Genomic DNA, 21,884 nt, shown 5'->3' with positions numbered 1-21,884 from the left:
TATCGTTCCCGTTGCAGTTGTGCCCGCGGAGGCAAAGAGCGGCTGGGCGGCCGCGCCGCTGTGCAATGCTGGAAATCCAGCATCTGCTGGAACACCAGGCCGCCAGGGGGATCGGCCCGCCACGCCAGGAAAGGACAAGGGCAGGACAGTGCCGGAAACCTCTGCGCCCGAAAGGGCAGGACGACCGATGGGCCGTCTGCGCCCCGCCGTCCTTGCAGGAATCCTGGTCCTGGTTCCGGTCCTTGCGGGCTGCACGGCCGAGGGCGGCCCCTCACCCACCGGCACCATCGCCTCGGTGCCGGCAACGGGCGGCACCATGCCGGACACGCTGTCCACCAGCGCCCCGCTGGAAACCGCACAGTCCTCCAACAAGGCGCCGGTCTACTGGATCGGCCGCAGCGGCGGGAACATCTTTCTTTACCGGGAATTCCGCGACGTCCCTGAACAGGAGAACCCGGTCACCCGCGCCCTGCGGGCCATGATGTCCGAGAAGCCGCTGGACCCTGACTTCTTCACGCCCTGGCAGAACCCGGACAAACTTGCCACCTCAATCTCCGGCAAGGACGTCATCACCGTCGACGTCTCCTCGGACGCTTTCAACAGCAACCTCGATGCCGACATGGCTGCCCGGGCCATCCAGCAGCTGATCTACACGGCAACCGCTGCCGCCGCCAGTTCGGGCCTGATCGACACCGGCCAGCAGATCCGGGTCCGGATCCTCGTGGACGGCCACACGGACTACGTGGCCTTCGGCAAAGTGCAGCTCGGGGCCCTGATGACCCGCGCCGCGGGCCTGGTGGCGCCCGTCTGGATCATTGATCCCCAGGAGAACGCCGAAGTGCCCGGCGGGAGCGTGAAGATTACCGGCCGCAGCACATCGCCCGGGGCGAAGCTCCGCTGGCAGATCCTGCAGTCTACGGACGGCGGCAGCAAAGCACCGTTCCTGGCGGGTGAAACCACGGCTGCGTCCGAACAGGGGCAGGCCGGCGTCTTCACCCTGGCCCTGAATCTTCCGCCGGGCGATTACATGCTGCGGGTGGCCCAGGCCGGCTCCGGCGGGGAACCGGACCGGAACGAGGACACGAGGTCCTTTAAGGTCCGGTAGCCGTCCACCGGCCAAGGACGTCGCTGGCAAGCACGACGGCGGCCGGGCCGGCCGTGGAGGACCGCAGGACATGGTGCCCCAGGAGGGCGGTCACGGCGCCCTTATCGCAGAGTTTCGTTACCTCCCGCTGGCTGATGCCGCCCTCCGGACCGACGATGAGCAGGATTTCCCGGGGTCCGGAGCCTGCTTTCCCTTGCCATGCTTCAAGGACGGTGCGCAGCGGCCGAACGGCGTCCTCATGCAGGATGACAGCGAGGTCGGCAGCTTCCACGGCAGCGGAAAGCCCGGCAGTGTCGACGGCGGACCGCACTTCGGGGATCCAGGCGCGCCGTGCCTGCTTGGCGGCCGCGGCCACTGAGGATTCCCATTTGGCATGGGCCCGGGCTGCGCGGTCGCCCTTCCAGCGGACGATTGACCGTTCGGACTGCCAGGGTATGACGGCGTCGATGCCCAGTTCCGTGGCCGTCTCGATGGCCAGCTCATCGCGGTCCCCCTTGGCGAGGGCCTGTACCAGCACCAGCCGGACGTCCGGCCTGTCTTCAACGGTCAGCGTCCCGCATTCCACTTCGAGTGCGGAGGGAGCGGCGGACACCACCTTCCCGGTCATCCGGGTGCCGGCGCCGTCGACGATGTCCACCGCTTCGCCGGGAGACAGCCGTTTGACGGTGACGGCATGCCGCGCCTCCGCCCCGTCGAGGACAAAGAGTTGGCCGGCCGCCATCCCGGCCAGCGAACCGGGGGGCGTGAAGAAGACGGGGTTGCTCACCGCTACAGGTTACCGAGCCGGTCCCGGAGCTTGGCGAACATGCCGCCGCTGGCAGCGAGCTTGCCCTCGGTGATCTGTTCACCACGGAGCTTGGCCAGTTGGCGCAGGAGGTCCTCCTGCGCGGGGTCGAGCTTGGCCGGGGTGTCCACCTGGAGGTGGACCTTCAGGTCGCCGCGGCCGTAGCCCCTCAGGTGGGTGACGCCGAGGCCGCGCAGGGTGATGATCTCCCCCGACTGGGTACCGGGCTTGACGTCGATCTCCTGCGTGCCGTCGAAGGTTTCCAGGCTGACATCCGTGCCCAGGGCGGCTGCCGTCATGGGGATGTGCAGGGTGGCGTGCAGGTCGTCGCCCTCCCGCACGTAGGTGGCGTCATTGTTGACGCGGATCTCCACGTACAGGTCGCCGGCCGGACCGCCCGCGGGGCCGGCCTCGCCCTGGCCGGAGAGCTGGATCCGGGTTCCGGTGGCCACACCGGCAGGGACCTTGATGGTCAGCGACCGGCGGCTGCGGATACGGCCCTGGCCGCTGCACTCGTTGCAGGGATCCTTGATGACGGTGCCGAAACCTTCGCAGGTGCCGCAGGGGGCGGCCGTCATGACCTGGCCGAGGATGGAGCGGACGGCCCGCTGGACCTGTCCGCTGCCGCCGCAGATGTCGCAGCGTTCCGGATGGGTGCCGGGGCGGCAACAGGATCCGTCACAGGTGGGGCAGACCACGGCGGTGTCCACTTCGAGTTTCTTGTTCACGCCGAATACGGCGTCGCGGAGGTCGATCCGTACGCTGATCAGGGCATCCTGGCCGCGGCGGATACGGGAAGCGGGACCGGACGTGCCGCCGGCGCCGAAGAAGGTGTCGAAAATGTCCTGGAACGCGAAGCCCTGGCCCGCGTAGCCTGCGCCGCCGAAACCGTTGTCGGTGCCGTTCTCATTGCCGGTGGTGTCGTAGATCCGGCGCTTCTGGGGGTCCGAAAGCACCTCGTAGGCGTGAGTTACTGCCTTGAACCGTTCCGATGCGTCCGCACCGGGGTTTACGTCCGGGTGTAGGGTGCGGGCCAGCTTGCGGTAGGCCTTTTTGATTTCTTCACCCGTCGCTTCGGGTGAGACTCCAAGGACGTCATAGTGGCTGCTCAAAGTTCGTATCTCTTCCTTGTTGTACTGCGTTCAGTTGGGCGGCCCAGCTCTTGCTTTCCGGCCGAAGCGCGCTCCGGCGGCCAAGAGTCAGGGCCCCAAAATCCTGGAAAGGTAGCGCGCCACTGCCCTGACGGCGGCCATGGTGGTGGGGTAATCCATCCGGGTGGGCCCGAGGATGCCTACTTTCGCCGAGCTGTCCGGACCGTAGGCAGTGGCCACCACGGAGGCCTCGGCAAGGCCGTCGTACGGGTTCTCCCGTCCGATGCTGACAGCGACGCCGCGGTGGTCCTGGGCCATTTCGCTCAACAGCCGCAGCATCACCACCTGTTCCTCCAGCGCCTCGAGCACCGGGCCGATGCTGAGGGGGAAGTCGACGTTGGACCTGGCCAGGTTGGCGGTGCCGGCCATGACCATCCGGTCCTCCCGGCTGTTTTGCGCCAGGCCCTCCAGCCCGAGCGCCAATGCGTGTGCCGCCTGCCGCTGCGGGTGCGGGGTGGCGGCGACGACGGCGGGCAGCGCCTGGGCCAGTTGGCGCAGCGGTGTTCCGCCCAGTGCACCGAGGAACCGGGTGCGCAGTTCAGCCAGTGCGTCGTCGCCAAGGTCCTGCCCGACGTCGATCACCCGCTGCTCCACCTTGCCGCTGTTGGCGATCAGGACGACGAGGACCTTGCGCGGGGCGAGCAGGACGAATTCGATGTGCCGGACCAGTGCCCTGCTCAGGTGCGGATACTGCACCACGGCAACCTGGTTGGTCAGCTGCGACAGCAGCCGGACGGTCCTCTCCAGCACGTCGTCGAGGTCGTCCGCGCCTTCGAGCAGGGACTGGATGGCGCGGCGTTCGGCGGCCGAGAGCGGCTTGACAGCCGAGATTTGGTCCACAAAGAGCCGGTAGCCCTTGTCCGTGGGAATCCGGCCGGCACTGGTGTGCGGGGCGGTGATCAGCCCCTCGTCCTCCAGTGCGGCCATGTCATTGCGGATGGTGGCGCTGGAAACACCAAGATGATGCCGCTCCACCAGGGCCTTGGACCCAACCGGCTCGCGGGAGTGGACGTAGTCCTCCACGATGGCCCGCAGTACTTCCAGCTTGCGTGGCTCGCTCACTCTCCACCTCCATCCATGGTTCGGGGCGCATGCCCCTCCCGATGCAACCCAGGGTTAGCACTCGACATGCCTAAGTGCTAACAGTCTATTATGCCTCGGCCCGTTGTTAGCATTGGTACCGCTCCGGGCGAAATTGCGGAGTTGAACACTAGCGCTAGGCGGATCAAATCCATGGATTACCGGAACTGGGGCCCACGCGGCATATCCGCTCCCGCACGGACGGAACTGCCGGAGGTCCCCGTGGAGCGCGGCATGGTGCTCGAGGAAGTGCAGTCAGGCTGGGTGGGTGCCGTGACCCGGGTGGAGAAATCCGGCGGCATGCATGTGGTGGCGCTGGAGGACCGCCGGGGAAAATCGCGTTCCTTCCGCCTTGGGTTCGGCTTCCTCCTGGAGGGCCGGCCGATCCGGCTGATGCCACCCGCCCCCCGGCCGGCCGCTGCCGGTCCCGCGGCGGGCAGGACGGCCTCGGGGTCCGTTCGGGTCGCCGGCCAACGCGCCCAGGTGGCCAAGGCCAGCCGGATCTGGGTGGAAGGCAAGCACGACGCCGAACTGGTGGAAAAGGTCTGGGGAGACGACCTCCGGGTGGAGGGCATCGTCGTCGAGCCCCTGCACGGCATTGACGACCTTGCCGCAGCCGTCGCGGACTTCAGGCCGGGGCCCGGCCGCCGTCTCGGCGTCCTGGTGGACCACCTGGTTCCTGACTCCAAGGAGTCCCGCATCGCGGATGCCGTCATGGCCTCCCCGGGCGCCGCCGGCAACGTCCTGATCGTCGGTCACCCCTACGTGGACGTCTGGCAGGCGATCCGGCCCGCTGTCCTTGGCATCGACAAATGGCCGGCCGTGCCCCGCGGGCAGGACTGGAAGACGGGGATCCTGAAAGCCTTCGGCTGGCCCCACGCCACCAAGGAAGATGTCGGCCTGGGATGGCAGAAGCTGCTGGGCGCCGTGCGCACGTACGCGGACCTCGAAGCGTCGCTGCTGGGCAGGGTCGAGGAAGTCATCGATTTCCTGACCGTGCCGTGAAGGGCGGACGGCGTCCCGGGAACCAGTATTCTTGGTAGTGCGGTTCCTTGTTTCCTGAGGCACTGCGCACCGCGCCGGAATTGTAGTCAGCACCACTTGCACCTTCGAAGGAACAGACTGTGGCAGAAAACGCACGTGATCACAGGGACGGCCAGGGCCGTTCCGAGTACCATGGCGTCCCCGCCAACGCCCTGCCGCTTACGGCCAGCGAAGACCGCCAGTGGGCGACGCTGGCGCACTTCGGCGGGATCCTGGGGTGCGTCCCCTCGCTGCTGATCTACTTGATCTTCCGTGACCGCGGGCCATTTACCGCCCAGGAATCCAAGGAAGCGCTGAACTTCAGCCTGCCGCCCACCATCGCCGCGGTGCTGGCCAACATCCTGGTGTTCGTCCCCTACGTCGGGAACATCTTCGCGGTCATTGCCACGCTGATCTGGGTGGCGCTCACGTGCTTCTCCGTCGCGGCAGGGATCCACGTCAACCGGGGCCAGCCGCACCGCTACCAGTACAACCTGCGCTGGATCAAGTAAGGGCAACTGCCCGCGGGCCGGCTCTAGTCCGGCAGGATGCGGCGGACTACTGCGTCTGCCAAGAGCCTGCCCTTGAGGGTCAGGACCAGGCGTCCGCGGAATGCGGCAGCAGGATCAACCAGGCCGGCTGCGATCAGTCCGGCCACCTCGTGGCGTCCCCCGGCACTCAGCGTTGAGACATCCAGTCCCGACTGGAGGCGGGCCTCCAGCATGACCCGCTCCAGGTTCCTTGTTTCCGCGTCCAGGGTTTCCCTGCCGGCGGCGGGCGAAAGCCCCTGCGACAGCCGGTTCGCGTAAGCGGACGGGTGCTTGACGTTCCACCAGCGGACCCCGCCCATGTGTGAGTGCGCGCCCGGGCCGATGCCCCACCAGTCGTCACCCCGCCAGTATGCGAGGTTGTGGCGGCAGGCCTGCTCCGGAGTCCGCGCCCAGTTGCTGACCTCGTACCAGCCAAGTCCGGCTTCGGTGATCAGCTGGTCGGCGAGCTCGTACTTGTCGGCGTGGTCGTCGTCGTCGATTCCCGGGACTTCGCCGCGGCGCATCTGCGCGGCCAGCTTGGTGCCCTCCTCAACGATCAGCGCGTAGGCGCTGATGTGGTCCGGCCCGTAGGAAAGCGCCGTTTCGAGGGAGTGCCGCCAGTCGGCCAGCGACTCCCCCGGCGTCCCGTAAATCAGGTCCAGGCTGACAGCCAGTCCTGCCTCGCGCGCCCACTGCACCACCTGCGGCACCCGGCTGGGCGTATGGGTCCGGTCCAGCACCTTGAGCACGTGCGGAACCGCGGACTGCATCCCAAAGGACACCCTGGTGAACCCGGCGTCCTTGAGGACGGCAAGGGACTCCGGCGTGACGGAATCGGGGTTGGCTTCGGTGGTGACCTCGGCGCCGTCGTCAATGCCCCATTGGTCGATGGCGGCCCGGAGGATCAGGGCGAGGTCATCGGCCGGCAGCAGCGTGGGCGTGCCGCCGCCAAAGAAGACGGTGCTGAGCTTCCGGTCCGGCAGCCCTGAACGTGACAGCACAGCAGCCGCCAGCGACACCTCGGACACGGCGGTCTGGGCGTATGCGTCCTGGGACGCTCCGCCGCCAAGTTCCGTGGCGGTGTAGGTGTTGAAGTCGCAGTAGCCGCAGCGCACAGCGCAGAACGGGATGTGGACGTACAACCCGAAAGCCCGGGCCGCCGCACCGTCCGCTGCCTGGGCAGGCAGCAGACCGTCCGACGGCGCCGGGTCGCCGAGGGGAAGAACGCTGGGCATCAGCGGGTCCCCCGCTGTGCGGTGGTCACTTCTTCTTGGCCTTGTCCTTCGATTCGTCGGTGGTCAGGGCGGCGATGAACGCTTCCTGCGGCACCTCCACTGTGCCCACCATCTTCATGCGCTTCTTGCCTTCTTTTTGCTTCTCCAGCAGCTTGCGCTTCCGCGAGATGTCACCGCCGTAGCACTTGGCCAGCACGTCCTTGCGGATGGCGCGGATGCTTTCGCGGGCGATGATCCTGGAACCGATCGCGGCCTGGATGGGCACTTCGAACTGCTGGCGGGGAATCAGTTCGCGCAGCTTGCCGGTCATCATCACGCCGTAGGCGTACGCCTTGTCCCGGTGCGTGATGGCGCTGAACGCGTCCACCTGTTCGCCCTGGAGCATGATGTCCACCTTCACCAGGTCGGCGGCCTGCTCGCCGTCGGCCTTCCAGTCCAGCGAGCCGTAGCCCCGGGTCTTGGATTTCAGGATGTCGAAGAAGTCGAAGACGATTTCCGCCAACGGCAGGCGGTAGCGGATTTCCACCCGGTCCTCGGAAAGGTAGTCCATGCCGCCCATGACGCCGCGGCGGGACTGGCACAGTTCCATGATGGCGCCGACAAATTCGTTGGGGGCCAGGATGGTGGCGGAGACCATGGGCTCGCGTACCTCGGCGATCTTCCCGGTGGGGTACTCGCTGGGGTTGGTCACCCGGACCACCTTCTTGTCCTCCAGGGTCACCTCGTATTCCACGTTCGGTGCGGTGGAGATGAGGTCGAGGTTGTATTCGCGCTCCAGGCGTTCGCGGGTGATCTCGAGGTGCAGGAGACCCAGGAAGCCCACGCGGAACCCGAAGCCGAGGGCAGCCGAGGTTTCCGGTTCGTAAACCAGCGCGGCGTCGTTGAGCATGAGCTTTTCGAGGGCGTCGCGGAGTACCGGATAGTCGGCGCCGTCCAGCGGATACAGGCCGGAGAACACCATGGGCTTGGCATCGGCGTAGCCGGGGAGGGACTCCGCCGCCGGCTTGGCCAGGTTGGTGACGGTATCGCCCACCTTCGACTGCCGGACGTCCTTCACGCCGGTGATCAGGTAGCCCACTTCACCGACGCCGAGCCCCTTGGACGGTGTGGGTTCCGGGGAGCTGACACCGATTTCCAGAAGCTCGTGCGAGGCCCTGGTGGACATCATCTGGATGCGCTCACGCGGATGGAGCATGCCATCCATCACACGCACGTAGGTGACCACGCCGCGGTAGGTGTCGTAGACCGAGTCGAAGATCATGGCACGGGCCGGGGCATCGGGGTTGCCCTTCGGCGCCGGCAGGTCGCGGACGATCTTGTCCAGGAGGGCCTCGACGCCGACGCCGGTCTTGCCGGATACGCGCAGGACGTCCTCGGGATCGCCGCCGATGAGGCTGGCCAGCTCGGCGGCGTACTTTTCAGGCTGCGCCGCCGGAAGGTCGATCTTGTTCAGCACCGGGATGATGGTGAGGTTGTTCTCCATGGCCAGGTACAGGTTGGCCAGCGTCTGGGCCTCAATGCCCTGCGCCGCGTCCACCAGCAGGATGGCGCCTTCGCAGGCCGCGAGTGACCGGGATACCTCGTAGGTGAAGTCCACGTGGCCGGGCGTGTCGATCATGTTCAGCGCGTAGCTGACGCCGTCCACCTCCCAGGGCATGCGGACGGCCTGGGACTTGATGGTGATGCCACGTTCCCGCTCGATGTCCATCCGGTCCAGGTACTGGGCCTTCATGTCACGCGCCTGGACCACACCGGTGGACTGCAGCATGCGGTCAGCCAGCGTGGACTTGCCGTGGTCGATATGCGCGATGATGCAAAAGTTCCGAATGATTGCCGGATCTGTCGCGGCGGGCACCGGTGCGGTGCGGGCCATGGGAGACACGCAGGGTCCTTACTGTTGGCTTTTCAGCAGCCACCCGCCGGGCAACGCCATAGGCGCCTGCGGAACAGCTGCACGTCTTGAACATCCAGTGTCCCACGTCCGGGACGCACGGACCGCATCCGGGCAGGGCGCCGCCCGGCAGTTCCATGCCGAACCACCGCCGATAGGCTTTTCGCATGGTCATTGATCTCCGCTCCCTGGGAAACGCCGTCCGCCGCGGCCTGCGCATGCTGCAGAAACGGCGGCCCGCCCCGCCGGCCCCGGGCCCCGACCGGGACCGCCGGGCGGGGGCCATGCCTCAGGCTCCCGGCGGAGGTCCTGCCGGGTCCGGGTATCCCGGTGATTACAGCGGGCGTTCCGCCGTCCGGTATGCACCGCAGCCGGACGGCGACCCGGATCCGGGCGAGGTGGTGTGGGCCTGGGTCCCTTACGAGGAGGACCACGGCAAGGGGAAGGACCGGCCGGTGCTGCTGGTGGGGCATAACGGCCCGTTCCTCCTGGGACTGATGCTGACCAGCAGGGACAGGGTGCCTGCCGGTTCAACGTACGGCGACTACGTGGACCTCGGTTCCGGGGACTGGGACAAGCAGGGCAGGCCCAGTGAAGTGCGCCTGGACCGTATCCTGCAGATCCGCCCTGACAGCATCCGGCGGGAGGGCGCCGTGCTGGACGCGGCGCGGTTTGAGAAAGTTGCGGCCGGGCTGCGCCGGCGACACGGCTGGACCTGACCAACCCAAATGGCCAGTGCCGCCGCTGACCTGCTATTCTTTATTGCTGTGTGTCCGTGCAGGTCGACGGTCACTGATGGCTGGCCGCCATAGGTATCCCCACGCCGCTCAGTCAAGGCCAGCCTGAAAGCCCTCTAGACCATTTCCGCATTACAAAGAGAGTTCACACGTGGCGAATATCAAGTCCCAGAAGAAGCGCATCCTGACCAACGAGAAGGCACGCCTGCGCAACAACGCAGTCAAGTCTGAGCTGAAGACGGCCATCCGCGCCGTCAACACCGCCGTTGAGTCCTCTGATAAGGAAGCTGCTACTACTGCGCTCGTTACTGCCAGCCGTAAGCTGGACAAGGCTGTCAGCAAGGGTGTTCTGCACAAGAACAACGCAGCGAACCGCAAGTCGGCGATCTCCAAGAAGGTCAACGCACTCTAAGGTTTCCAGTTCCCACGAACTGATGGTGTGGCCGGTACCGCAAGGTACCGGCCACACGCTTTTAAGCGTTGCGGCCTACCTGCCCTGGACGGACATGGCAATCACCGTCACGGCGTGTTCGACGGCGTAGACGGGGTCCCGGGACAAGCCCTTGACCTGCGCATCAGCCTCCGCCGTGGCCTGGATGGACCGGACCAGGCCTTCCGGGGTCCAGCGTCGGACGTCCCGCTGTGCCTGCTCCACGAGCCAGGGCTGCATCCCGAGTTCCGCCGCGATCTGCGCGGGCGATCCGGAGGCGCCGGCCACCCGTGCGACAGTCCTCAGCTTCGAGGCGAGGGCTGCCACCAGCGGAACCGGGTCAGCACCGGTGGCAAGGGCGTGGCGCAGCGTCGACAGCGCCACGGGGGCGTTTCCTGCCATTGCGGCGTCGGCAACCTTGAACGCGGTGGCCTCGATCCGTCCGCCGTAGTACTTGTCCACGGTCTCAGTAGTGACGGTGCTCCCTGCGTCGGCAATCAGTTGCGAGCACGCCGCGGCGAGTTCCGAAAGGTCGGCCCCCACGGCATTCACCAGCGCCTGGACGGCGTCCTGGTTGATCCGACGCCCGGCCGCCTTGAACTCCGCCATGACGAACGAGACCTTGTCCGCATCCTTCTTCAGTGGCTGGCAGTCGACGACCGGCCAGCCACCCTTCTTAACGGCGTCGAGGAGCTTTTTGCCGCGTGCTCCGCCGGCGTGCCGGAGCACGACGACGGCGTCCTGTTCCGGGTGCTGCAGGTAGGCAAGGGCATCCGCCAGGAAGGCGTCGTTCATCCCTTCCACGGCCTCCACTTCAATGAGCTTGCTCTCACCGAACAGTGAAGGGCTCACCTGCATGGTCAGGGTGCCGGCGTCATAGCCGGCGGCGTTGATGCGGCTCAATTCGACGTCCGGCGCGGCCGCCCTGACCTGTGAGCGGATCCTGTCCATGGCCCTGATGCCCAGGTACTCTTCCGGGCCGCTTATCAGCACGATCGAGGCCGGGGCTACGTCCCGCCAGGAGGCTGTGTTCGACGCCGGGGAGCGTGTTGCCCGCTTTTGCGCGACGGCCATCCAAGGTCCCTTCCGGAGGTTTTATTGCAGTATCCCAGCCTGCCACGTCTGCGCCCGCGGTCCAAGCTGCCCTTGCGGCGGATGTGCTGCAGCCGCAGCTCCATCAGCCCGATCAGTGCCACCGTGACGGCGTGCGCTTTCCGGACCTGGCAGGCGAACCGCAGGGGCCGGACCACTGCCCACACGGCCGCCAGGGTAACGGTGGACAACAGCACCATCGACAGCAGCCCGGGCACTCCCTCAGGCCAGGGCAGGGCGGAGCCGGGCAGCTGCGCCGTGAACCTGGCGGTGGCGGCGACCCCGGCGCTGAACGTTCCAGCCACAGCGATCAGAAACGTGGCGGCCCACGGAAGCAGGACCACCAGCGGCACCGCTGCCGTTCCCAGCAGGGTCACCGGCGCCACCAGGGGTGACACCACGACATTGGCCAGCAGCGAATAGGTGGCGAACCGGGGCTGCAGGAGGACGATGACGGGCCCGCACAACAGCTGTGCGGACAGCGGAACCGCAACGGCGGCGGCGATCCACCGGGGCACCGCTGCGGGAATCCAGGCGACGATCCGCCGCCCCAGGAGAATGATCCCCAGCGTGGCAAGGACGGACAGCAGGAATCCGAAACTGGTGCCAAGGGCAGGCTCGGCCAGTAGAAGGCCGATGACGGCGAGGCACAGGAAGCTCAGTCCGCGCCCTGGGCGTCCGCCCGCGAGGGCGGCCACCCCGATGGCACCCATGAGAGCGGCCCGCAGGACGCTGGCGTCCGGTCCCACCAGGACTATGAAGAGGGCCAGGCCGCAAAGTGCTCCAGCCGCAGCGGGAGCACGCGGCAGCCGGCACCGGCGGCACAGGAGCAGCAAGGCCCCCAGCACCAGGCTGCAGTTTGCCCCGCTGACCGCCGATAGGTGGGTCATGCCCACAGCCTTCATGGCGTTGTCCAGTCCCTCGTCCAGTGCGCTGGTGTCTCCGGTGACCATTCCCGGAAGGAGTCCGCGGGCATCGGGTGACAGGAAAACCGCGGCGGAAACGAAGCGCGTCCGAAGCTCCTTCGCTGCCCCCTCCAGCAGCGAGCCTCCCATGGCCTTGCCGGGGGCGGTGGAGGCGGCCAGGGTTCCCGCGTCCTGGTCCCCCGGCTCCGCCGGCCGCAGCTTTCCTGCTGCGCGCAGGGTCTGCCCCGGCACCACCCCGCCCCAGCCTTGCCCGCCCATGATGGTGAGCCGCGCCCGTGTCCGCACCAGCATGCCGCCGGTGGTCACTTCCTGCGTCCACACCGGAACTGCCCAGCGTCCCGCCGACCCGCCCGGTCCTGCCATGGCACTTGGGTTTCCGGCCACCTCCACAATGGCGACGACGGACTTGCCGGCAGTGACCGCGTCGGCGAGGGGACCCTCGAACCGTTGGCTTGACGACGTTGCAGCGTGGGCTGCGGCGGCAGCGGCCAGCATCAGGGAGACGCCCAGGGCGGCGGGAAAGCTGCGTCCGGTGGCGCGGGGCGGCCCGGCCCGTTCCTGGTGGCCGACGGCGGGACGCGCAGTTCGTGCCGTGCGATGCCTGGCCGCGCGGGCCAGGAGGAGGCCGCCAAGTGCCGCCAGTGCGGAGCACAGTGCTGCAAGCTCCGCAGGCGGCAGCCAGAGCCCGGCCACTGAGGCGGTCCATACCAACAATGCCGGAAGGGCAAGGCGGAGGTCCGTGCGGCGTCGTGGTTCCGCGGGACTGGTATCAGCGTTTTCCTGGGCCTTGCCGCCATCGGCCACCCGCTGGCGCACGTGGTGCACGGCGCGCGTCCAGTGCCCCTGCAGCGGCCGGTGCCCGGTGGCCGGCAAGCAGGGGGTCCGTGGGTGGGCCGGTGTCGATGGCGGAGAAGTGGTCCCGGAGGCTTCCGTTGCGCCTGGAGGCGTCGGAACCTGTGGTTCCAGGCCGGGGCCATTCACCGCGGATTCGATGAAGCGGTGCCAGGGACTGCGCCGTTGCTTTCCGCCGCCGGGATCGGGCGCATTCCTTCCCTGACCCTTGTCCCGGCCTCCCCTTCCTGAATTCGCTCCCACGGCCGTCCCTAGACCGTCACCAGCGGGAGCAAGGCCTCAAGCATTTTTGGTCCCACGCCGTCGACGGCGTCCAGTTCTTCCGCGCTCTTGAAGGGGCCGTGTTCCTTCCGCCAGTCCACGATCCGCTGGGCCAGGACCGGCCCGACTTTTGGCAGCGTGTCCAGCGTGGCAGCGTCCGCGGTGTTGAGGTTGACCTTTCCGCCGGTCTGGCCGGGTACCGTCCCCTGCTGCGCAGTGCCTGAACCAGCACCCATTGACCCAGTGCCGTCCGGACCTGCGGCACCGGCCGCGGAGGCCTGGGGTTCCCCTTGCCGCGGAACGTGGATTTTCTGGCCGTCCTCCACCACGAGGGCAAGGTTGAGCCGGTTGACGTCGGCGTCCGGAGTCGCACCGCCCACCGCAGCGATGGCGTCGTCAACGCGGCTGCCGTGCGGCAGCCGGATAACACCAGGTCTGGCCACGGCGCCAACAACGTGCACCACCACCGTCCCCGCTGACGCGGGGCCGCCCTGCCCGCTGCCGGAATCCGGTGGGGCTGGGGTCCCGCCCTGGACGGAACCACGGTCACCGGCCGCTGCTGATGCGCCGCCGGAACCGGTGCCGCCCAACGGCAGGACCTGGGGCGCGGCCGCCCCGGCCTGCCACCAAGACCAGGCTCCCGCGGCCACGGCCAGAACAGCCAGCAGCACGGCGACGCGCAGCCCCACCCGCCACCGGAGCGAAGGCGCCACACCGGAACCAGCTCCGGAGCCACTGCCGGGTTTGTCTCCGCCCGCGTCACCTGAACCCCGGTACTCAAAACCGTCGGGGCCGGCCCCGTCCTGCAGGAGCCCGGAAGGTCCCTCCCCCAGGGTGGCATGGAGCCTCGCCCTCACATGGCGCGCCTGCTGACCTGCTGCTCCAGCATCCCGGCGTGACATAGCTCCACCCTAGGAACACGGTCCGCCGCCCGGCAGCCGGCAAAGAGGCTATGTGGAAAGGTGCGCTTCAGCGCCCGGTCCGCCGTCCGTCCCGCCATCGGCGGCCGTCCTGCCCACGATGACCGCAAGGACGCCGAGGCCCGCATGGGCAGCGAGGACCGCCGGGAGGGAACTGATCTGGGCGGGCGGGCATTCGGGAAGTGCCGCTTCCAGCCGCGCGGCCAGGCTCTCCGCCTCTTCGGGGTTCCCGAAGTGATGGACGGCCAGGCGCACGGCCTCTCCCGGACGCGCCGCCGCTTCGGCCACCACGATTTCCTCAAGGCGCGCCACGGCCCTGGCACCTGACCGCACCTTCTCCAGCGGGACGATCCTGCCGCCGTCGACCGCAAGGATAGGTTTGATGGCAAACATGGTGCCCAGCAGCGAGGCCGCGGCGCCGATCCGTCCGCCCCGCCGCAGCTGTTCCAGGCTGGGGACGTAGAAGAAGACCTTGGTGCGGGCTGCCTGGGCCGCTGCCGCGGCAGCAACCCCGGCATGGTCGGCGCCGGCGGCGGCTGCCTCCACGGCAGCCTGCACGGCCATCCCCTGTGCCATGCCCACGGTTCGGGTATCCACCACCTCCACGGGGATCCCCACCTTTGCCGCAGCAAGCCGGGCCGCGTCGGCAGTGCCGGAAAGTTCCCCGGAGATATGGACGGAAACGACCGCCTGGAATCCCCGGAGTTCGGCCGCGCGGTACGCCTGCTCAAATTGGCCCGGTGACGGCCTGGATGTTTTGACCTGCGTTCCGGAGGCCAGCGCCACGGCGATGGTCTCGAGGATGTCGTCTTCACCCTCGCCGTAGATTTCCCGGCCCACCATGACGGGCATGGGTGTCACGGTCAGGATGCCGTCCCGCGGCAGCCTGCCTGCATAGTCCGCAGGCAGGGCGGCAGCGGAATCAGTGACGACGGCGGTGCGCACCTCAGCGCTCCCGGCCGCCCGCCGCGTCCCCGGCCGCGCCCCGGGACGGAGGCCTGACAGCCGTGCACGGACCCATGGCCAGGCGGCGGCATTACTGTCGGGCAAGGGGCCTCCTGGAGACGGTGTCCGGATCAATCAGCACCGGCCGCCGGAAAACTTCCGGCGGCCGGTGCGTGCTGCGGGGTGCAGCGCTTATGCCGGGACGATGTTGACCAGCTTAGGGGCACGGACGATGACTGTCCTGATGCCGCGGCCGTCAAGGGCGCGCTGGACGTTGTCGGACGCCAGGGCCAGCTCGCGGAGCTGATCCTCGGAGACGTCCGGGGACACCTCAAGCCGGTCACGGACCTTGCCCTGCACCTGGACAACGGCGGTGACCGTGTCCTGGACCAGGAGCGCGGGATCGTGGGCGGGCCAGCCTGCGTTGGCGACCGACGCCGGGTGGCCCAGCAGGTTCCACATGTCCTCGGCGGTGTATGGCGCGAAGAGGCTGAGGATCACGGCGACGGCTTCAGCGGCTTCGCGGACCGCCGGATCCGCCGCCCCTGCGCCGGAGTCAATGGCCTTGCGGGTGGCGTTGACCAGCTCCATCAGCTTGGCCACCACCACGTTGAACTTGTTGGCGTCCAGCAGTTCAGCGGCGTCCGCGATGGTGCGGTGCGTTACCGACCGCAGCGCGCGGTCGCCGGTGGTGGCGTCCACGCCGGGCCCGCTGGCCACGTCCTGCGCCAGGCGCCAGGCGCGGGCCAGGAATTTCGCCGAGCCCGACGGCGAAACATCGGCCCAGTCGACGTCGTCCTCCGGCGGGGAGGCGAAGATCATGGTCAGCCGGACCGCGTCCACGCCGTACTTGTCGAGCTGCTCGCCGAGGTCCACGCCGTTGCCCAGCGACTTGCTCATGGCTTTGCCGCCGTTGAGTACCTGGCCCTGGTTCAGCAGGGCGCTGAAGGGTTCGTCGGCGTCGATCATGCCCAGGTCGTGGATGACCTTGGTGAAGAAGCGGGCGTACAGCAGGTGGAGGATGGCGTGCTCCACACCGCCGACGTACTGGCCCACGGGCATCCAGTCGTTGATCTTCTCCGGATCGAAGGGGCCCCCGGTGTAGTGCGGGGAGACGAAGCGCAGGAAGTACCAGGAGGAGTCGACGAACGTGTCCATGGTGTCGGTGTCCCGCTTGGCAGGGCCGTGGCAGGTGGGGCATTCGACGTTGACCCAGGACTCGGCCGCGGCCAGCGGCGAGGTGCCCTTCGGGGCCAGGTCCTCGCCGCGGAGGTCCGAGGGAAGGGTCACGGGCAGCTGCTCATCGGGAACGGGGACTTCGCCGCAGGACGGGCAGTGGATGATGGGGATGGGGGTGCCCCAGAACCGCTGCCGGCTCAGGAGCCAGTCGCGGAGCCGGAAGTTCACGAACTTCTCGCCGGTGCCCTGCCGCTCCAGGATGGTGATGGCCGCCGGGATGGCCTCGGCCTTGGGCAGTCCGTCGAGCTCGCCGGAGTTGATCAGGGTGCCCTCCCCCGAGGTGGCGGTGCCCGAGACGGCGGGATCCTCTTCGCCGGTGTCCAGGACGGCGCGGACCGGCAGGTTGAACGCGCGGGCGAAGTCGAGGTCCCGCTGGTCATGCGCGGGCACGGCCATGATGGCGCCCGTGCCGTAGTCGGCCAGGACGTAGTCGGCAGCCCAGACCGGCAGTTTTTCGCCGTTCAGCGGGTTGATGGCGTAGCGGCCGGTGAAGACACCGGTCTTTTCGCGCTCGGTGGACTGGCGTTCGATCTCGGAGAGCGCCTTGACCCGTTCACGGTATTCGTCCAGGGCAGCTGCGTGGTCGTCCGTGACAAGTTCGACGGCGAGCGGCGCGTCGGCAGCCACCACGAAGAAGGTTGCCCCGTACAGGGTGTCCGGGCGGGTGGTGAAGACCGTGACCTCCTTGGCGGGCTTGCCGCCGTCGGCCTCGATCACGAAGTTGACGTGGGCACCCTCGGACCGGCCGATCCAGTTCTTCTGCATGGCCAGGACGCGCTCGGGCCAGTGGCCGCGCAGCTCGTCCATGTCATCCAGCAGGCGGTCCGCGTAGTCGGTGATCTTGAAGTACCACTGGTTGAGCGACTTCTTGGTCACGGTGGTGCCGCAGCGCTCGCAGGCGCCGTTGACCACCTGCTCGTTGGCCAGGACGGTCTGGTCCTTGGGGCACCAGTTGACCGGGGAGTTCTTCCGGTAGGCCAGCCCGCGCTCGTAGAAGCGCTTGAACAGCCACTGGGTCCAGCGGTAGTACTCGGGGTCGGAGGTGTGGAGGCGGCGCGACCAGTCGGCGGAGATGGCGTACCGCTTGAAGGACGCTGCCTGGGTGTCGATGTTGGCGTAGGTCCACTCGCTGGGGTGGGCGTTGCGCTTGATGGCAGCGTTCTCCGCGGGCAGGCCGAAGGAGTCCCAGCCGATGGGGTGCAGGACGTCGTACCCCTTCTGGCGCAGGTAGCGGGCCACGACGTCACCCATGGCGAACGCTTCGGCGTGGCCCATGTGCAGGTCACCGGACGGGTACGGGAACATGTCAAGCACGTAGCGGCGCTCCCGGGACCCGTCATCCACCGGGGTGAAGACCTTGAGGTCCTCCCACACCTGGGGCCATTTGGCCTCCATGGCGGTGAAACTGTAGGTGCCCTCCTCAGGCTCCGCCGATACTGTTGTTGCTGTTCCGGTCTCTGTCTCCGGCTGAACGCCCACTGCTGCCCTCTTCTGTTCTGTTACGGCATCGGTGCTGCCATAACGGCCTGATCCTCCTGCTGCCGGCCCGGCGCCATGCCCCGGACACACAAAAGCCCCTCGCCAAGGGAGGGGCTGCCGCTCAGCTATCCGATATCCGGAGCCGGCGGCTAACTAAGCAGAAGGATCGCACGCATGGCTCTACTTTAGCGCACCCCCAGTGTAAACAAGTGCCGGATTACCGCCCAGCCGATGAGGGCACGCGCCGGAGCCCGCATCCCCCTAAAGCCACCACCCCCCGAATTGGGTGCTCCCCCTACTGCCGGAGCCGCAAAGTTGAGGGGCTAAGTACTCTTGCCAAGTTATGCTCTGCGGTCCACAGTGATGGCAAGTCTGCGGGGTACTGAACGGTCTCAGGTCGAGGAGCCCGAAATGTGTTCTTGGCGTAGATTTCCCGCACGACAACTGGCGGACAGCAGCTTCGCCCCCGCAAAAGTAAAGGTCCGCACCGAAGCTCCCGGGTTGTGGGCCAGGCAATCACCGTGGTACTGGTCATGACCGCCATAATTCGCTGGGCTGTCCAGTTCCGGTTGTTGGTCCTGGCATTGGCTGCGGGAATTCTCGCTTTTGGGTTATCAAGTTTGCCGGGCATGTCCGTTGATGCCTATCCGGAATTCGCCCCGCCGCAGGTGGAGATCCAGACGGAGGCCCTGGGGCTCTCGGCCGCCGAGGTGGAACAGCTCGTCACCTCCCCGATGGAGGCCGACCTGCTGAACGGCGTTGCCTGGGTGGAGGCGATCCGATCCAAGTCCCTCCCCGGGCTGTCCTCGATCCAGATGGTCTTCAAGCCGGGGACTGACCTTTTCCGGGCACGCCAGCTGGTCTCTGAGCGCCTTACCCAGGCCCGCGCACTGCCGAACGTGTCAGCAGCGCCGGTCCTCATGCAGCCGCTCTCATCCACCAGCCGGGTGATGATGATCAAGCTCACGTCAAAGGACATGTCGGCCATCGACATGTCTGTCCTGGCCCGCTGGACGATGAAGCCAGGCCTCCTGGCGGTGCCTGGTGTCGCCAACGTGGCCATCTGGGGCCAACGGGATCAGCAACTGCAGGTCCTGGTGGATCCGGGTCAGCTTGCAGCCAAAGGCGTCACGCTGGACGATGTCATCAAGACCACCGGCAACTCAGTATGGGTATCACCGCTGAGCTACCTGGAGGCCTCCACCCCGGGAACGGGCGGCTTCTTCGAGACCGGACACCAGCGGATCGGCGTCCAGCACGTCCTGCCAATCACCACTCCCCAGGACCTGGGTCAGGTTCCATTGGACAGTCCGGCGGGGAACCTCCTCCTGAAGGACGTCGCCACGGTTCAAACGGACCACCAGCCACTGATCGGCGATGCCCTCCTGAGCAAGGAAACCGAGCTCCTCCTGGTGATCGAGAAATTCCCCGAGACCAACACCATGGACGTGACGCGGGGCGTGGACGAGGCACTGCGCGCACTCCAGCCGGGCCTGCCCGGGGTACAGGTGGACACCACCGTTTACCGGCAGGCGTCCTTCATCGAGGAGGAAGTCGGCGTAATCGGCGTCGGCCTGCTCATCACATTGCTGGTCATCGTCGCGATGTTCTGGGCGTTCTTCCGGTCATGGCGTGCCGCTGTCATCAGCCTGGTCACCATCCCGGTGGCACTCACCGCGGCGGCCCTTGTCCTGTACTGGCGCGGGGTCGGGATGAACTCCATGGTGTTCGCGGGCATGGTGCTCGCCCTCGCGGTTATCGTGGGCGACGTCGCCGAGGACCTCAGTGGGGTGGTGGCGGCGAACCTTTCCGCCAGGAAACGCGGGGACGCGCTGCACGATACCCAGCGGGGCTCGGGCCTGATTCCGGAGGCCCTTCGCTCGGTTCGTACTCCGATTCTCTACTCGCTGTTGATCATGGCGCTGGCCACGATGCCGGCATTCTTCTTCACAGGTGAGAATGGAGCCCTTTTCGGTCCACTTGTCCTGGCCTACCTGCTTGCCCTGGCAGTCTCGATGATCGTGGCGCTGGCCGTCACAGCCGCGCTGGTGTTCGTCCTCCCCGGAGCGTTGAACGCGCCGCGGGAACGCCGGTCGCTGAAGCGGCTCGAGGTGGGCTACGGCCGGCTCCTGGTCCGCCTGAGGGGAGGGGCTAAATGGATGTTCGCTGCTTCCGCCGTTGTGGCGCTGGCGGGGCTGGCCTTGATGCCCCAGCTGGCAGCCGGCCACCCCGTGGTGCCGGTAATGGCGGACAAGACCCTGGTGGTGCACTGGAGCGCGATCGCTGGTACCTCGGACCAGGAAATGAGCCGGATCACGGAGGCGGCGGCGGGCGAGCTGCGCGGCGTGCCCGGCGTGGCCAATGTGGGAGGCCACGTTGGCCGGGCCATCACCTCCGACCAGGTCGGTGACGTAAGTTCGGGTGAACTTTGGGTCAGCGTGGCACACGATGCGTCCTTCAGGGATACTGCTGCCGCCGTCAAGCAGGTCATTGCCGGCTACCCCGGGCTGACCAGCAAGATATCGACCTATCCCCAGGAGCGCCTCGACGCGATCCGGGACGCTGCGGACAGCGGATTCGCCGTCCGGGTCTACGGCCTGGACCCCGCGATCCTGCGGCAGAAGGCGTCGGAGGTGCAGCAGATTCTGGAACACACCGCCGGCATTGCGAACGCCCATGTTGACGTTCCCCCCGAGCAGCCCATTGCCGAGGTCACGGTTGACCTTGCCAAGGCGCAGAAGGCCGGCGTCGCCCCCGGGGATGTTCGACGCGCTGCGGCCGCCTTGGTGCAAGGTATCGAAGTGGGCAACCTCTACGAACAGCAGAAGGTCTTCTCGGTCATCGTCAAGGGGGTCCCGTCCACGCGGAACAGCCTGGACAGCGTTCGTGACCTGATCATCGACACCCCCAGCGGCGGGCATGCCCGCCTGGGCGACGTCGCCCAGGTCAATATGGTCGGAAACGAGTCCGTCATACTTCACGATGACACCTATCGCCGCCTTGACGTGAAAGCCGACATCCAGGGCCGGCCCCTGAGCGACATCCAAAACGACATTAATGCGGGCCTCCAAAAGATGCAGTTCCCGATGTCGTACCACGCCGAAATCCTCACGCAGTATGCCCAGCAGCAAAGCAACATCCAGTGGCTCTGGTTGCTCGCAGCGATTGCCGCGGCGGGCATCCTGGTTCTTCTGCAGACTGCTGCCGGAAGCTGGCGGCTCGCCGTCCCGCTCGCCCTGTGCCTGGTCCTTTCGCTCTCCGGAGGCGTGCTTGCCGCCCTGGTTACCGGGGCGGTAAATTCCCTGGTCGCACTGGTGGCGTTCGCCGTCGTGCTGGGGATCGCGGCCCGGGGCACCCTGCTGATGGCGGAACGCGTCCGGACACTACAGGCCCGGGGCGGTGAAATGCCGATGCCTGGCCTGGTGGTCCATGCGGCGAGGGACAGGCTGGGTCCGACGTTGATGTCGGCCGGGATGACGGCACTTGCACTTGTGCCCCTCGTCCTGTTCGGCGGTGTGGCAGGAACGGAAATCATTCAACCGCTTGCCGTGATCATCTGGGGCGGCCTGCTGACCTCCACCCTGTCCACCCTGTTTGTGGTACCCGCCGTACTGCTCGCCTTCGCGCCGAAGGCACCAGCGCACAGCGCCGGCCACGCCATCTATGAACCTACTGAAAACCAGGTTGTGTGATGAAATCAATTCCAGCAGGGCCTGCCAGGAAGCACGCAGCCCTCGTTATCGCGGCGTTCCTGTCACTCCTGGTTGCAGGGTGCGCACAAGTGTCCGAAGCGGCGTCAGCCAACGACCCGGCGGCTATTGCCACGGTGCCGGGAACGGACCTTCACCGCATCACGCTCACCGATCACGCTGTCCAACGCCTCGGGCTTACCACCGTCCAGGTGGCGACGGACCCCCAGACCGGGAAGCTCACCGTCTCCTATGCGGCCATTCTGTATGACAGCACCGGCAAGACCTGGGTGTACACCAACCCCGAGCCCCTGGTTTACGTCCGCGCGCCAATCACCGTCGAACGCATCAACGCCGATGTTGCGCAGTTGGGCGACGGGCCGCCTCCCGGCACAACGGTGGTGACCACGGGCGCTGAGGAGCTTTTTGGCGCGGAATTCGACACGGCCCAGTGACATGCGCTGGATAATCGGGGTCAGCCTCAGGTTTAGGACGATCGTCGTCGCCATCGCGTG

The 21,884-nt window shown here is 67.3% G+C and carries 17 protein-coding genes; 7 read left to right on the top strand and 10 right to left on the bottom strand.

The window, feature by feature from the left end:
• Nucleotides 1-187 precede the first annotated feature (187 nt).
• Nucleotides 188-1,105 carry a GerMN domain-containing protein gene (locus ACV095_RS09770; RefSeq protein ID WP_018769273.1) on the top strand — a complete coding sequence of 306 codons (918 nt, stop codon included), beginning with the start codon at nucleotides 188-190 and terminating at the stop codon, nucleotides 1,103-1,105.
• Here ACV095_RS09770 and ACV095_RS09765 read toward each other — a convergent pair.
• The 3 genes from ACV095_RS09765 to hrcA all read right to left on the bottom strand — a co-directional run bounded on the left by ACV095_RS09765 (nucleotide 1,092) and on the right by hrcA (nucleotide 4,102).
• Nucleotides 1,092-1,871: a 16S rRNA (uracil(1498)-N(3))-methyltransferase gene (locus tag ACV095_RS09765; RefSeq protein ID WP_144599756.1), complete on the bottom strand. Its 780-nt coding sequence runs from the start codon at nucleotides 1,869-1,871 to the stop codon at nucleotides 1,092-1,094. The genes ACV095_RS09770 and ACV095_RS09765 overlap by 14 nt on opposite strands.
• Before the next feature lie 2 nt (nucleotides 1,872-1,873).
• Nucleotides 1,874-3,001, bottom strand: a complete 1,128-nt coding sequence (dnaJ, locus tag ACV095_RS09760) for a molecular chaperone DnaJ (RefSeq protein ID WP_018769275.1) — start codon at nucleotides 2,999-3,001, stop codon at nucleotides 1,874-1,876.
• 87 nt (nucleotides 3,002-3,088) lie between these two features.
• Nucleotides 3,089-4,102: a heat-inducible transcriptional repressor HrcA gene (hrcA, locus tag ACV095_RS09755; protein ID WP_018769276.1), complete on the bottom strand. Its 1,014-nt coding sequence runs from the start codon at nucleotides 4,100-4,102 to the stop codon at nucleotides 3,089-3,091.
• A 171-nt stretch (nucleotides 4,103-4,273) separates the two neighbouring features.
• On the opposite strand from hrcA, the gene ACV095_RS09750 reads away from it, so the two are divergent.
• Both ACV095_RS09750 and ACV095_RS09745 read left to right on the top strand, forming a co-directional pair.
• Nucleotides 4,274-5,125, top strand: a complete 852-nt coding sequence (locus tag ACV095_RS09750; RefSeq protein WP_056390420.1) for a DUF3097 domain-containing protein — start codon at nucleotides 4,274-4,276, stop codon at nucleotides 5,123-5,125.
• A gap of 119 nt (nucleotides 5,126-5,244) precedes the next feature.
• Nucleotides 5,245-5,655, top strand: coding sequence for a DUF4870 domain-containing protein (locus ACV095_RS09745; protein ID WP_018769278.1), 411 nt, complete (start codon nucleotides 5,245-5,247; stop codon nucleotides 5,653-5,655).
• Nucleotides 5,656-5,678: 23 nt separating this feature from the next.
• On the opposite strand, the gene hemW is transcribed toward ACV095_RS09745, so the two are convergent.
• The gene (gene hemW / locus ACV095_RS09740) at nucleotides 5,679-6,908 is read right to left on the bottom strand and encodes a radical SAM family heme chaperone HemW (RefSeq protein WP_018769279.1); all 1,230 of its coding nucleotides are present in this window, start codon (nucleotides 6,906-6,908) and stop codon (nucleotides 5,679-5,681) included.
• A 25-nt stretch (nucleotides 6,909-6,933) separates the two neighbouring features.
• Nucleotides 6,934-8,790, bottom strand: coding sequence for a translation elongation factor 4 (lepA, locus tag ACV095_RS09735; RefSeq protein ID WP_026265766.1), 1,857 nt, complete (start codon nucleotides 8,788-8,790; stop codon nucleotides 6,934-6,936).
• A 176-nt stretch (nucleotides 8,791-8,966) separates the two neighbouring features.
• On the opposite strand from lepA, the gene ACV095_RS09730 reads away from it, so the two are divergent.
• On the top strand, nucleotides 8,967-9,518 hold the full coding sequence (locus tag ACV095_RS09730) for a type II toxin-antitoxin system PemK/MazF family toxin (RefSeq protein ID WP_478223349.1): 552 nt from the start codon (nucleotides 8,967-8,969) through the stop codon (nucleotides 9,516-9,518).
• 169 nt (nucleotides 9,519-9,687) lie between these two features.
• The gene (gene rpsT, locus ACV095_RS09725) at nucleotides 9,688-9,948 is read left to right on the top strand and encodes a 30S ribosomal protein S20 (RefSeq protein WP_018769282.1); all 261 of its coding nucleotides are present in this window, start codon (nucleotides 9,688-9,690) and stop codon (nucleotides 9,946-9,948) included.
• Nucleotides 9,949-10,023: 75 nt separating this feature from the next.
• On the opposite strand, the gene holA is transcribed toward rpsT, so the two are convergent.
• The 5 genes from holA to leuS form a co-directional block, all read right to left on the bottom strand.
• Nucleotides 10,024-11,040 carry a DNA polymerase III subunit delta gene (gene holA, locus ACV095_RS09720; RefSeq protein ID WP_478223348.1) on the bottom strand — a complete coding sequence of 339 codons (1,017 nt, stop codon included), beginning with the start codon at nucleotides 11,038-11,040 and terminating at the stop codon, nucleotides 10,024-10,026.
• Nucleotides 10,974-12,857 (bottom strand): ComEC/Rec2 family competence protein, encoded by a 1,884-nt coding sequence (locus tag ACV095_RS09715; RefSeq protein ID WP_478223347.1) that lies wholly within the window; start codon nucleotides 12,855-12,857, stop codon nucleotides 10,974-10,976. The genes holA and ACV095_RS09715 overlap by 67 nt, the downstream gene beginning before the upstream one ends.
• Nucleotides 12,858-13,087: 230 nt before the next feature.
• A complete protein-coding gene (locus ACV095_RS09710; RefSeq protein WP_478223346.1) occupies nucleotides 13,088-13,999 on the bottom strand; it encodes a ComEA family DNA-binding protein in 912 nt (303 codons plus the stop codon).
• A 48-nt stretch (nucleotides 14,000-14,047) separates the two neighbouring features.
• Nucleotides 14,048-15,067, bottom strand: coding sequence for a DegV family protein (locus ACV095_RS09705; protein ID WP_478223345.1), 1,020 nt, complete (start codon nucleotides 15,065-15,067; stop codon nucleotides 14,048-14,050).
• Nucleotides 15,068-15,154: 87 nt separating this feature from the next.
• On the bottom strand, nucleotides 15,155-17,680 hold the full coding sequence (gene leuS, locus ACV095_RS09700) for a leucine--tRNA ligase (RefSeq protein ID WP_056390433.1): 2,526 nt from the start codon (nucleotides 17,678-17,680) through the stop codon (nucleotides 15,155-15,157).
• Nucleotides 17,681-18,213: 533 nt separating this feature from the next.
• Between leuS and ACV095_RS09695 the strand changes: the two genes are divergently transcribed.
• Together ACV095_RS09695 and ACV095_RS09690 are read left to right on the top strand one after the other, a co-directional pair.
• Nucleotides 18,214-21,372, top strand: coding sequence for an efflux RND transporter permease subunit (locus ACV095_RS09695; RefSeq protein ID WP_478223344.1), 3,159 nt, complete (start codon nucleotides 18,214-18,216; stop codon nucleotides 21,370-21,372).
• Nucleotides 21,372-21,824, top strand: a complete 453-nt coding sequence (locus ACV095_RS09690; protein ID WP_478223343.1) for a hypothetical protein — start codon at nucleotides 21,372-21,374, stop codon at nucleotides 21,822-21,824. The genes ACV095_RS09695 and ACV095_RS09690 overlap by 1 nt, the downstream gene beginning before the upstream one ends.
• The last annotated feature ends 60 nt before the right edge of the window (nucleotides 21,825-21,884 follow it).

The sequence above is a fragment of the Arthrobacter sp. JDC6 genome, assembly GCF_056484025.1.
The sequence above is the reverse complement of the archived record's forward strand: the minus strand, read 5'-3'. Positions and strand labels throughout refer to the sequence as shown.